Raw genomic sequence first — 12,562 nt, 5'->3', positions numbered from 1 at the left:
TAATTTATTTCACTAAATCCTAATCCAAAATGATATACTTATTTTAATAGACTAATGGATAGAAAAGAGGGGCTTTTGTTGCTAAAGTTTACTCCAGAACAAGTGTTAGAGGATAATTTAATTAATAAGTTGATAAGTGGCGATTCTCAGTGGACGTATCGCAATGATTTACATACGGAAGATGAGTTATGGGAGAATTTTCGTCAAAAATTAGAAGTAAATAATAAAGATGTACTGAACGATACTCCATTAACTGAACAAGAATTTCGGCAAATTCAAAATCAACTGAACTTTTCCAGCTTCTATGAAGCAGCAAAGTGGTTGGCAGGAGAAAATGGCGTGGCTAAAGTGCAAGTGCAACGGGAAGACGCAACACTTGGCACGATTCGTTTGCGTGTCATCAATCGACAAGATATTGCTGGAGGAATTTCTTCTTATGAAGTAATTAACCAGTTTAAATCAGACAAACGATCTATAGAAGATTTGAACAGACGTTTTGACGTTACTCTCTTGATAAATGGTTTGCCAATGATTCATATTGAATTAAAGAACCGCAATCATCCTTTTATGGATGCGTTTCGTCAGATAAAAAAATATCTGAAAGAGGGAAAGTTTACTGGTATTTACTCTACTTTGCAAATGTTTGTTATCAGTAATGGTACGGATACCCGTTATATCGCATCTGCACAAGATACAAAATTAAACGAACAATTTTTAACAAAGTGGGTAGATGAAGAAAATGTGTCAGTGAATGATTATTTAGAGTTTGCCGAGAATGTTTTGTCAATTCCTATGGCGCATAAAATGATAACCCAATACACAGTGATTGATCACGAGAAAAAGGGGCTAATCTTATTAAGACCTTATCAAATACATGCCATTGAAGCCGTAAAAAAAGCATCCGGGCAGCATCAATCTGGATATGTATGGCATACAACAGGTTCTGGGAAAACATTAACGTCTTATAAAGTTGCCCGTAACCTTTTACAAATTCCCTCAATTGATAAAACAATTTTTATTGTAGACCGCGTAGACTTAGATCAACAAACGACCGCATCTTTTACATCTTATGCTGAGAATGATGTGATTGAGATTGATGAAACTGCGAACGTAAAGGATCTTATTAAAAAGTTACTCTCTGACGATCGTAGTGTAGTGGTGACAACGATCCAGAAATTAAATCATGTAATGAAACGCTATGCAAATCAAGAAGGTACGAAACGTTACGAACAAATGACCCAACTTAAAATTGCATTTGTTGTCGATGAATGCCATCGTGCAGTTAGCCCTGCAAAAAAACGAGAAATTGAAGAGTTTTTTGTGCAATCATTATGGTATGGATTTACGGGAACACCTATTTTTCTTGAGAATGCAAAGCAAGCAGTAGGTGATTTACCAAGAACTACCAAACAACAGTATGGGGAGCGGCTCCATGAATATACGGTAAAAGAAGCCATCCATGACAATGCAGTTTTAGGTTTTCAGGTGGAATATAAATCGACTTTTTCTGAAGAGCAACTAGATAAGACTATCATTGCTCTAGAAGGAATAGACGAATCAGAGGTTGAATTGCTTGAATTGGAAGATAAAGAAGCTCGTTTACCCAAAAGTGTCTATGAGGATGAAGAGCATATGCTTCAAGTCATCGATTCCATTATTAATAAATCACGCAAAAAATTAGGATTTTCAAAAGGATCTGGTCAAACATTTAATTCTCTTTTGACGACATCCTCCATTGCTCAAGCACAACGCTATTATGATTTAATAAAACAGGTAAAAGCAGGAGAGGCATCCGTTAAAATTGATGAAGAAACAAAACGCGTATTGCCTGACTTTCCGAAAGTTGCAATAACGTATTCGATTTCTGAAAATGAAGATGCTTCTATTGTCAATCAAGATAAGATGAAAGAGTCCATTCGAGATTATAATGAAGAGTTCGAAACAAGCTATACAATCGAAACAATTCGAGCTTACAATCGTAATGTAAATGATCGATTGTCACGTAAGAAGGACAAGTATTTGGCCCGTGCAGAACAGTTGGACATTGTCATTGTGGTAGATCGTTTGTTGACAGGTTTTGATGCTCCGAGTCTATCAACACTCTTCATTGATCGTCCACCAATGAAGGCCCATGATTTGATTCAAGCTTTTTCACGTACCAATCGACTGTTTGATAAATATAAAAAATACGGACAAATCGTCACCTTCCAAACGCCTAATACATTTGAGAAGAAGGTAAAAGAAGCTTTAGTTCTATATTCTAACGGTGGAGAAAACGATGTGCTTGCTCCAACATGGGAAGAGGCACGGATAGCATTTATTGCGGCTATTGGTGAATTAAGAGAAGTTGTTTCTACCCCAATAGAGATTGATCAAATGAGCCTTGTGGAACTAAAGAGATTCGTGAAAGCTTATCAAACAATGGACAAAACATTCGCAGCTGTTCAAGTATATACGGATTTTGATGAAGAACAAATGGGGACAATTTTCCCGATTGAAATATCGGAAATCGAAGAACTCAACGGCAAGTATGTAAATGCACTGGAAAAAATTAAGGGTGATCCTAAAGATGATGATCCAATTGAAATTGATATTGCTTATGAGTTAGAGTCAGTAAAAACGGAAGAAATTAACTATGAATATATTTTAATGTTGATTCAAGCCTTTGTTCCAAGCGGAAGTGATGAATATGAGCTAATTGCTAAAGAAGATGAAAAAGCAGCTACAGAAGTTAATAAATACATTGAAGATTTATCCAGAAATAATCCTAAATTAGCGAACCTGATGCAAAATCTGTGGAACAGCATTCGCCAAAATCCTGAGCATTATCGTGATCAAAATGTATCTTATCTATTACAAGACATGATTGAAGATACAAAATATAATGTTATGCAGGATTTTTCTCAAAAATGGCATGTGGAAGAAGGAAATCTAGCGTATGTTATAGCTAACTATAATCCTAAAAAAGAAAAGCAAAGTGGAGAAAGTGAATTGAGAAGTTCAGCCGATTATGAAGAATATAAAAAAACAACAGAAAAACCAGTTTCTAAATTGCGATACTGGAAACATGTTCGTCAGGAATTAGAAGATATTATTCAAGAAGAAATTTTACCATTGCAACAAAGATAACCTTAAAAAATTTATAACAGCAATATTTGTGGTAAAAGAATATATAGAAAAGATAAGGAAGGCAACCATGGAAGGAAATGTTCGCTATTTATTAGAGTACTTAAGAGGTGGAACAAAATTTATTATTCCTGTCTATCAAAGAAATTATGACTGGAAAAAAGAAAACTGTGAAAGATTATTAAATGATTTAATTAACCTAGAAAATGAAGACAAAAAAACTCATTTTTTTGGAAGTATCGTTGTAAAGCCAGGCGATTATTCACAAGACATTATCGTTATTGATGGCCAACAGCGTATTACTACAACTTCATTATTGTTACTAGCAATGAAAAATTGGATGACTGACAATGAAACTACTGGTGAGAGAATCAATCCAAATAATATTAATGATGCATTTTTAGAAGATAGCTTTAGTAGGGAAGTTGATAAGTTTAAGTTACGTTCAAATCCTAGAGACTATAATGCGTATAAAAGGCTGTTTGGGGACGGAAAATTTCATATTAATAATTCTAACCTAACTTTGAACTATGAATATTTTTATACTGCAATTACTAACCTTCCAATATCTCTTGATCAACTTATGAATTCCATTCAAAAGTTACAAGTAATGGTTGTGAATTTGAATTCTCCGGATGATAATCCTCAGCTTATTTTTGAAAGTCTAAATTCTACAGGTGTAGACTTAACTGATGCTGATAAGATTCGTAATTTTTTGTTGATGAATGAAAGTCAGAAAGAACAGCTTTTTTTATTTGAAAATTACTGGGAGCCGATAGAGAATCGTACTAACTTTCAACTTAGTTCATTTTTTAGAGATTATTTGACATTAAAAAATGGTAAATATCCTAATCTTTCTAAAGTATATGAAACCTTTGTTTATTTTTATCAAAGTAAGTGCTCAGACAAACGAAGCTTTTTTGATGAACTTTCAGACTACTCATATGCGTATCAACAGATTTTAGGATCAGTAACGGATAATAAAGAGATTGATGATATTCTAAAACGACTCAACCATTTACAGGTTACAGTTATAAGGCCTTTCTTAATGGCCATCTTACATGATTACAACCAACACCAATTGAATGGAAAAGAAGTAGCAAAGATTTTCAATATATTAGAATCTTATATTGCTAGAAGAATGATTACTAAACTACCATCAAATTCATTGAATAAAATTATCTCTGTATTGTATAGAGATATGAAAAAGATACTTGAGAAAGAAGATGAAGCTTTAGCTACACCTTCTGAAGTAATTAGTTATCTTCTCCTCACAAAAATAAATACCGGTAAGTTCCCTACAGATAATGAACTTATTGAGAACCTTTCTTCAAGAGATTTGTACAATATAAACTCACAGTTTCGAACATACCTTTTTGAAAGGCTGGAAAACTATGATCATTTCGAGTCTTTACAAATTTACGAAGGTATTCAAAATCAAGAGTATAGTATTGAACATATTCTGCCACAAAAATTAAGCAGACAATGGATTGAAGATTTAGGACCAGACTATAAGAAAATTCAGACCAACTATCTAAACACTCTGGGAAATTTAACTATAACTGCTTATAATAGTAAATATAGTAACAGACCATTTAAAGACAAGCAAAACATGGAGAAGGGATTTAAAGAAAGTCATTTTGTTAATTTAAATAAAATTCCTGCACGTGCAGAAACCTGGGGAGAAACAGAAATAAATGAAAGAACCAATGAGTTAATTCAGACCTCTCTAAAAATTTGGCCTTATCCTAATCCAGCATTTAAACCTTCAGTTCATGAAAGATCAATGATTATCTTTGATGGAGAACAAAAATTTACAAATTACCAGATAAAAGGGTATAGTTTTTTGAATGATGAATATCATCCGGTAGAGACTTGGAAAGATTTCTTTATAGATGTGATTAAGCATTTAGCGGAGATTAATTCTAACCCACTCATAGAAATGACAAGATTAAACTCTTCAATAAAATCTGGCGTAGAGGGAATATTTTCTAGTACTTCGAATGCTAATTATAAAGAAGTAGTGCCAGGGATATATGTTTATTTTTCTATGTCGAACTGGAGAAAGATGAGTTACATTAAACAGCTTTTAGATATTTATGATCTAGCTTATGATGAATTATCAATTGATGCAGTATTGTATGACAGTAATACTGATGGAAAAGATTCTCTCTAGGGTTATTAATTTTAAAAAATTCTCAGCTTAAAAAATGCAAAAGGAGCTCTGAACTTGAATATCGAACAAAAACTTTATCAAGCAGCAATTGATTTGATAGAAAAAAGATATCCCACGGGTTGGGGTAGTGCTGCGGCTATGTATACGAAAAATGGAGAAATCTTAACTAGTGTAGCACCAGACGTTCTGGTTGCTTCTACAGAACTGTGCATTGAAACAGGTGCGATTCTCGAAGCGCATAAATTAAATACGGAAGTGACACATACGATTTGTGTGGTACGAGAAGATGAGAATGCTGAATATGTCATTTTAAGTCCTTGTGGTGTATGTCAAGAAAGGTTGTTTTACTGGGGTGAAAATGTAAAAGCGGCAGTAACAAATTCAAATAATAACCTAGAATTTAAAGCATTAAAAGAACTACAACCCTATCATTGGTATAATGCCTATAAATCGTAAAAAACGAATGTCCACTGCTAATGAAAATAGCAGCAGGGCATTCGTTTTTCTTTATAGCTTTGTTATACCGAAAATATCTTAAATTTTATAGACGGCTATTGCAGAGGTAAAAATATTCTTTACACGGGGCTTTCAAGAGAAACATAATGATTCTTAGTAGCTATAAAAATAAAGTGGCCTGCTTTTTTATTAAAAATTACTCACTGCTTTCTTTTTTAATCATTTCAACCAAATGACTCCAATCTGCTGCAATCACTTCTTTTAAAGTCCGGTTATAAAGAATCGCTGCTGGATGATAAATAGGGAGAATGGTGTAACTTTCTTTTGTCTTTTCATAGCGTGCACGATCTTCTGAAATTTCAAAAATTGGCAGATTCAGAATTTGTCCATGATAAGCAGAGATTCTGTATTGATTGCCCAACAGCCGTTTTAATGCAATGTTTCCCATTGGAGCAATGATTTTTGGTTGGATTTCTTGAATTTCAAAATCTAATAATGGAGCAAATGCCATTACTTCACCATTAGTAGGCGTACGGTTTGGATGGCTGGTTATGATCGAACCATTTTTGTCTATTCTTGTTTTGATCCGAAACGGTCGACTTCTAACAGCACTGGTAATATAGAGATCGTTTCGGCTAAGATTTGCCTTATCGAGTTCTGCGTCAAGCTCTTTTCCAGCCTGTCCGCTAAAAGGAACTTTGGTTACGAGTTCTGTGCGGCCAGGAGCTTCACCCACCAACATCGCAATTGCATTTCTAGGACCTTTTCCCGCTAGGAAACCTTCCAGTTGAAATGATTTTGTTTTTTCTTTTACTTCATTCATGAGATGTAACGGATATTCCATCACTATTTTTCTCCTTTCATTCGCATATAACGCATATTGAATCCCAAAGCTTATTTCTATTTATCATATAATTTATATCGGATACTTGGCAACTATTAGGGTTTATCTAACCCATCCATTCAATTTTTGAATGGAATCTTTTCTTTAATGGCTGATAATTATGTTAAGAAGTTCAAATTTTCCCTTGAAGAATGTTATAATACATTTTGTTGACTAGAACACTTATGTGGAAAATATAATCAATAGAAAAGAGGGATTTTATGACGTTTGAAGAAGTTTTACCAAAGTTGAAAAATGGTGAAAAAATTATTCGCAACGGTTGGAGTGGAACGGAAGAGTTTGTTATTTTAGTAAGTAACGATACGTTCGAAGGAATTCCTGTCACACCTTATTTATTAATCAAGACAAGTGACGAAGGATTTTCTAGCTTTGCGCCGGCAGTGTGTGATATTCTGGCGGATGATTGGAAAATTGTTAAATAATGAAGACAATTATTTATTCAGAATTCCATGAGCAGGTTGTCTTTGTGACAGGAGCAGCTTCAGGAATTGGAGCTGCGCAAGCAACTGCTTTTTTGGAACAAGGAGCGAAGGTATTTGCCTTTGATCGTCAGCTTGGAAGTTTACTGGACTTAAAAATGAATTTTCCAGAAAGTTTTGGTTATATGGTTGGGGATGTTCGTAGGCAAGAGGACTTAATCCACGCAGTTGAGCAGTGTAACCAAGCGTTCGGCACGATTAATATCTTGCTGAATACGGCAGGGATTTTAGACGGCTATCGCCCATTGCTGGAAACATCGGAAGAATTGTTTGACAAAATCTTTGAAGTCAATGTAAAAAGCTTTTTCATACTTACAAAAATAGTCCTGCCACAAATGTTAGCAAATAAAAGTGGTGTGGTAATCCCCATGACCTCCATAGCGGGCATGGTGGCTGGCGGTGGTGGCATCGGTTATACCATGAGTAAGCATGCGATTGTTGGTTTTATTAAACAATTAGCTCTTGATTATGCGGACAAAGGAATTCGAGTGAATGGGATTGCGCCAGGAGCAATTGATACGCCGATGAATGCGGCAGATTTTGCAGGCGACGGTGCCATAGCAAAGAAAGTGGCCGAAGAAACACCAGCTAAGCGTTGGGCAAAGCCAGAAGAAGTAGCTTCTCTCACCTTATTTTTAGCAAGTCAACAAGCAAGTTATCTTCAAGGAGATATTATTCCAATCGATGGCGGTTGGATTATTAAATAAGAAAATAAAATAGTGGCATAGCCACACTACGGCACTTCGTAGGGCAGTATGTCCCATCCTTTGGCCGTAGTTATTACCAAGGTAGAACCTTGCAAAGGAGATTATTATGTTAAAAAGCGAAAAAAAGATGGTTGCGAAGATTCGTGCAACTGAACTAACGAAAGTAGCATTGATTACGGCTCTTTACATTGTTATTACCACTGCATTATCTGTCATTAGTTTCGGAAGTGTTCAACTTCGTTTGTCAGAAATGTTCAATTATATGCCTTTATTTAATAAAAGATATATTTGGGCAGTAACTCTTGGCGTAGCAATTGCGAATATGAACTCGCCACTAGGAATCATTGATGTATTAGTAGGCAGTATCTCGACCTTTTTAGTATTGAAGATCACACTATCTATTACGAAAAATATTAAAAGTACACCGATAAAGTTCGTGCTAACAGCATTTATATTTGCCTTTTCAATGTTTACCGTTGCAGGCCAACTAGCCATCGTCAATGATTTACCATTTTTTATTACCTGGATTAGTGTTGGTTTGGGAGAGCTCTTTTCTATGGCAATCGGAGGACTCATTATGTATGGGATAAGCAAAAAAATAGATTTGACAAAATAATCAATCGAAAAGCTAGAATTCTTAACTAAAAGGATTCTAGCTTTTTTTATTGTTTGATAGGGACTTTTATTTAATAATAAGGGATAGAAATTCAGTTATCATTATTAAATCGAGCGCTTTTACGTTATATTTATTTTAGGTCAATAACACAGGGTCGATTTGAGAAGGAGAGAGATGGATGAATGCAGAGACATGGGAAGAAAACATAGAATCTTTCATCAAAGAAATTAATTCTGATATTAGAATCAATCATAATTATATTTATGGGTATACGGATGCGAGTTTGATGGCATCGCTAGCTTATGGCAATTTGTCTGTTTTGGCTATGGAATATTTCATTGTAGTGTTTGCTGGAGACCAACTACTTTTGCTTGACCTCAATATGGGTGGAAGCTTGACAGGAGAGTATGCAGTGATTCCATATTCTGATATTCAATCATTTAAGGTCCGGAAAGGAATATTGCAGTATATTATTACTATAGAGTTAGTAGGAGAGCCTACTCGATTGAAATTTAAATGTAATCGAAAAATGCTGAACGCTCAGATGATGGGAATGGGATGGCAAAAAGAGAATCTGGATTTTATGGCTAGTCAAGGATGGGATGGACTTGCATAATAAAATCAGTATATTTTTATAAGTATAACGTCACACCATATAGGTAGTGGCGTTTTTCATTTGTATTGATTCATTTTTACTAGAAGAATTCATTGATAGATTTAACTTTTTCTAGTAGGCTAGTGAATGGATGAAGGCAATTTGGATGCGTGAGATATGAATCTTTCCATTAGTAGAGCAACTTCAGAACACACAAAAGATATTAGCCGAATCTGTTCATATGGATGATATTGATAAAGGGATCAATGGCAGTTGGAGTGATTGATGGAGCTGGAACGGAACCAGTGGACATTGGAGAAAAATCACCATGTTGGAATGGGAATCCAAAGGGCTAGAATAAGTGAATGATTATTTAATCATTTTTCAATACTGAGATGGAGGACAGCTGAAAAATGATAAGAAAAAACGAGTACCGTTATTTATATCTTGCACAATTTATTAGTTCATTACTGGTTGTGCTTATTCATTGTGGAACAGTAACTGATATATCTGGCCTCCACTTTATGATAAAAAGCATTTTATGTAGAATAGCGGTACCATTCTTTCTTGTGAACAATGCGTTCTTCTACAGAGCTAGGTCAGTTGAGGAGAAGAAGTTGTGGCTTAAAAAAGTCATCAAGATCTATCTTATTTGGTCTATTATTTATTTACCTCTAGGAATTCAGTTCATGAATGAGCAAATCAACTTACCGCTCATATTATATCCAATTGCATTCATACTTGGACTGACTTATACGGGTATTTTTTATCATCTCTGGTATTTTCCAGCTCTCCTATTCTCATTGTTTGTGGTCTCGAAGCTGATAAAGAGATTCGGTTATATGAAATCTTTTATTTTGTTTGGCTCATTGTATATAGTGGGAGCCGCTGAAACGTATTCTTCTTTTATTACACACCCATTACTTTCCAAAATTTTAGACACTTATTTTTCTATCTTTTTGACTACAAGAAATGGCCTTTTTTATAGTTCTATATTTGTTTTAATAGGTTTTTTTATTTCTGATAAGAAAGAATTCTTGCTAGCAAATAGAAAAAAGATGTTTATTGGATTATTCTTTACATTTGTATTGTTGTGCATAGAAGGACGGCTCATTTATTTGAATCAAGGAAGGGACAAGAATTTTCTCATGTTCTTAAGCCCCTTGCTATTTTTTGGTTTTCCTTTACTATTTTCTGTATATAAAAGAAGTCGGTTCGGACAGCTTGGACGATACAGCCAAGCGATTTTTTTCATTCACTTGATTCCTATTGAAATATTCAATCATAGTTTTGAGAATGCTGACGCAATTACACCTTCTTATGGGATCATAAGATTCTTACTGGGTGTATTCGTTTCTGTATTTTTATTGTATTTATTCGAAAAGGTCAAGCCTTTTTTCTATGGGACAATTGAAAATTGAATATAAACAACTAGCAGCTTCATTCTTTACTTGTTTGACCACACTGATTATGTATGGTATTTTTAAATCTAATTGAATAAGTTATCCACTAGGGGTGCGTTATGCTGAGAGAGGCTGTCTGCCTTGACCCTTAGAACCTGATCTAGTTAACACCAGCGTAGGGAAGTGGAATTTACAGAAACTCTTTTTGTTCGTGCGTGTTTTTGTAAACTCTAACTCTTTATCCCGCTATGGTGTAAGGAGTTTTTTGTTTGATGGATACTTTTTCAATCAATCATAAGGGGGAAGAAGAATGTCAGATAATCGAGTTGTACTTGTAACAGGAGCGAGCAGAGGGTTAGGAAGTGAAATTGCAAAGAATTTCGGGCGGAAAGGGTACTTTGTTGTTATCAATTATTTCAATAGTGAAGAAAAAGCAAAAAAAGTTGTCAAAGAGATTGGGGAAGATAAAGCAATCGCGATCCGAGCTGATGTCCGTGATAAAAAACAAGTAAAAACTATGGTTGAAAAAGCAATTGCGAGATTTGGGAGAATTGATGTGGTGGTTAATAACGCATTGATAAATTTCGAATTTAATCCAGTTACCCAAAAAAAGGTAGAAGAATTGACTTGGGAAAACTATACGGAACAATTTGAAGGTTCGATTAAGTCTTCCTTAAATACTGTTCAGGCTGTATTGCCATCTATGAAAGAAAATCAATATGGAAGAATCATTAATATTGGAACAAACTTATTCCAAAATCCAGTCGTTCCTTATCATCAATATACAACAGCTAAAGCTGCTCTTTTAGGTTTTACTAGAAACATGGCAAAAGAACTAGGTTCCCTGGGCATTACAGTCAATATGGTTTCAGGTGGGCTCTTACAGACAACAGATGCAAGTAAAGTCACGACTCCTGAAGTCTTTCAGTTAATTGCTGATTCGTCTCCTTTACAGAAGGTTACTGCTCCAGAAGATGTCGCAGAAGTGGTAGGATTCTTAGGAACCGAAGCAGCACGCGCGATTACTGGACAGAACATAACCGTTGATGGTGGACTGACGATGAATTGAGAGCGAAAACTTTATCGTCTGAATGGGTTCTTGGAGTTAAGATGAAATAATAAAGCTCACTTCTCGTTCAATATCGACTTAAAGATCTTTTTAAGATAAGTAGAAGAAACTCAGATTTCGTTAATCTGGGTTTTTTTCTTTACATTGATGTTTTGTTATATTCTAACTAGCAAAATATTCCAAATAATGTAAAATAATATTAGGTATTTATTATGAAACCATTTCCAAGAGTCTGAAAAGTCCGACAATGAATATCAAACTCTTTATTTTTAAAAAAAGAAATAGATGAGGAGAGTAACTATGGTGTCAAAGTATCAGATGATAAAAGAAGATATTATCAAAGAGATTAATGAGGGTGTTTTTTTACCAGGAGATAAAATTTATTCAGAAGCAGATTTAAAAAAGAAATACAATGTTAGTAATACCACTGTAGTCAAGGCGTTGAATAACTTAGTAAGCGAGGGTTATTTAATTCGTCGTCAAGGATATGGAACTTTTGTCCGTAGAAACTTAATAAACCGTAAAGTGCTATTTAGCGAAACTTCGCCTGTATCTTCCATGAAAGGGAAAGTGGTTGAACGTACCGAAACACATATCAGTGAATCATTTAAAGATAAGGAGATTGCAAAAAAACTCGGAGATTTACAAGGAGAAGAGAATATCATTAAAATCATTCAAGTTGCCTATGTCAACGACATACCATGGAAGATTCAAAATCGTTATTTATTAGAAAGGAAAATACCTGAAACAGGAATTGAAAATATTAAACATGGTGCGAGCGTGACGAAAGAAATATCTGGGAATTATAATATTCATGCCGAGATGTCGGTTAATATCGTGCGTTTCGAGCCGACATCCAAAGAACTGAAAATTGTAGAGAATTATTTGAAGGAGCAAACAAGAGAAGAGGAAGACCTTGTTTTTTTTGATATTCAAAAAATTACGACTAGTTTAAATGGAGAAATATTAGAATATACTAGGAGCTTCATTGATCCCCATTACTATTCCATTCAAATAACTACAGAGTAGAA

General features: G+C 34.6%; 11 protein-coding genes and 1 riboswitch. Of the genes, 10 read left to right on the top strand and 1 reads right to left on the bottom strand.

Translation table 11 applies throughout. From position 1 onward, the window contains the following. Window positions 1-54: 54 nt before the first annotated feature. The 3 genes from EJN90_RS13705 (at window position 55) to EJN90_RS13695 (ending at window position 5,758) form a co-directional block, all read left to right on the top strand. Window positions 55-3,129: a type I restriction endonuclease subunit R gene (locus tag EJN90_RS13705; protein WP_174919237.1), complete on the top strand. Its 3,075-nt coding sequence runs from the start codon at window positions 55-57 to the stop codon at window positions 3,127-3,129. A 67-nt stretch (window positions 3,130-3,196) separates the two neighbouring features. Beyond that, complete coding sequence (locus EJN90_RS13700; RefSeq protein WP_126108300.1) at window positions 3,197-5,302, top strand: DUF262 domain-containing protein; 2,106 nt, start codon at window positions 3,197-3,199, stop codon at window positions 5,300-5,302. Between the two features lie 54 nt (window positions 5,303-5,356). After that, window positions 5,357-5,758 carry a cytidine deaminase gene (locus EJN90_RS13695; protein WP_126108299.1) on the top strand — a complete coding sequence of 134 codons (402 nt, stop codon included), beginning with the start codon at window positions 5,357-5,359 and terminating at the stop codon, window positions 5,756-5,758. 196 nt (window positions 5,759-5,954) lie between these two features. Here the strand turns inward: EJN90_RS13695 and EJN90_RS13690 are convergent, their stop codons facing one another. Further along, window positions 5,955-6,602, bottom strand: coding sequence for a uracil-DNA glycosylase (locus EJN90_RS13690; RefSeq protein ID WP_126108298.1), 648 nt, complete (start codon window positions 6,600-6,602; stop codon window positions 5,955-5,957). Between the two features lie 260 nt (window positions 6,603-6,862). On the opposite strand from EJN90_RS13690, the gene EJN90_RS13685 reads away from it, so the two are divergent. From EJN90_RS13685 to EJN90_RS13655, 7 genes are all read left to right on the top strand, one after another. After that, window positions 6,863-7,084, top strand: coding sequence for a DUF2829 domain-containing protein (locus EJN90_RS13685; protein ID WP_126108297.1), 222 nt, complete (start codon window positions 6,863-6,865; stop codon window positions 7,082-7,084). Next, on the top strand, window positions 7,084-7,848 hold the full coding sequence (locus tag EJN90_RS13680; protein ID WP_126108296.1) for a 3-oxoacyl-ACP reductase: 765 nt from the start codon (window positions 7,084-7,086) through the stop codon (window positions 7,846-7,848). The genes EJN90_RS13685 and EJN90_RS13680 overlap by 1 nt, the downstream gene beginning before the upstream one ends. A 106-nt stretch (window positions 7,849-7,954) precedes the next feature. Next, window positions 7,955-8,464: a QueT transporter family protein gene (locus tag EJN90_RS13675; RefSeq protein WP_126108295.1), complete on the top strand. Its 510-nt coding sequence runs from the start codon at window positions 7,955-7,957 to the stop codon at window positions 8,462-8,464. Window positions 8,465-8,642: 178 nt separating this feature from the next. Beyond that, complete coding sequence (locus EJN90_RS13670) at window positions 8,643-9,080, top strand: hypothetical protein (RefSeq protein WP_126108294.1); 438 nt, start codon at window positions 8,643-8,645, stop codon at window positions 9,078-9,080. Window positions 9,081-9,472: 392 nt separating this feature from the next. After that, window positions 9,473-10,480, top strand: a complete 1,008-nt coding sequence (locus EJN90_RS13665; RefSeq protein WP_126108293.1) for an acyltransferase family protein — start codon at window positions 9,473-9,475, stop codon at window positions 10,478-10,480. 80 nt (window positions 10,481-10,560) lie between these two features. Continuing rightward, window positions 10,561-10,661: riboswitch (TPP riboswitch) on the top strand. A gap of 111 nt (window positions 10,662-10,772) precedes the next feature. Next, window positions 10,773-11,531: a 3-oxoacyl-ACP reductase gene (locus tag EJN90_RS13660; protein WP_126108292.1), complete on the top strand. Its 759-nt coding sequence runs from the start codon at window positions 10,773-10,775 to the stop codon at window positions 11,529-11,531. A gap of 300 nt (window positions 11,532-11,831) precedes the next feature. Further along, entirely contained in the window at window positions 11,832-12,560 is a 729-nt protein-coding gene (locus EJN90_RS13655) for a GntR family transcriptional regulator (protein ID WP_164543947.1), read from the top strand. Window positions 12,561-12,562: the final 2 nt, after the last annotated feature.

The sequence above is a fragment of the Jeotgalibaca ciconiae genome, from assembly GCF_003955755.1.
Classification (GTDB): Bacteria; Bacillota; Bacilli; order Lactobacillales; family Aerococcaceae; genus Jeotgalibaca; species Jeotgalibaca ciconiae.
Note: the sequence above shows the minus strand (reverse complement) of the source record. Positions and strands in the feature narration are given on the sequence as shown.

Bases quoted from the DNA above. Each gene is read 5' to 3' on its own strand.
- EJN90_RS13690 (WP_126108298.1), bottom strand. From the start codon at position 6,602: ATGGAATATCCGTTACATCTCATGAATGAAGTAAAAGAAAAAACAAAA.
- EJN90_RS13680 (WP_126108296.1), top strand. From the start codon at position 7,084: ATGAAGACAATTATTTATTCAGAATTCCATGAGCAGGTTGTCTTTGTG.
- EJN90_RS13675 (WP_126108295.1), top strand. From the start codon at position 7,955: ATGTTAAAAAGCGAAAAAAAGATGGTTGCGAAGATTCGTGCAACTGAA.
- EJN90_RS13655 (WP_164543947.1), top strand. From the start codon at position 11,832: ATGGTGTCAAAGTATCAGATGATAAAAGAAGATATTATCAAAGAGATT.
- EJN90_RS13685 (WP_126108297.1), top strand. From the start codon at position 6,863: ATGACGTTTGAAGAAGTTTTACCAAAGTTGAAAAATGGTGAAAAAATT.
- EJN90_RS13670 (WP_126108294.1), top strand. From the start codon at position 8,643: ATGAATGCAGAGACATGGGAAGAAAACATAGAATCTTTCATCAAAGAA.
- EJN90_RS13665 (WP_126108293.1), top strand. From the start codon at position 9,473: ATGATAAGAAAAAACGAGTACCGTTATTTATATCTTGCACAATTTATT.
- EJN90_RS13705 (WP_174919237.1), top strand. From the start codon at position 55: ATGGATAGAAAAGAGGGGCTTTTGTTGCTAAAGTTTACTCCAGAACAA.
- EJN90_RS13660 (WP_126108292.1), top strand. From the start codon at position 10,773: ATGTCAGATAATCGAGTTGTACTTGTAACAGGAGCGAGCAGAGGGTTA.
- EJN90_RS13700 (WP_126108300.1), top strand. From the start codon at position 3,197: ATGGAAGGAAATGTTCGCTATTTATTAGAGTACTTAAGAGGTGGAACA.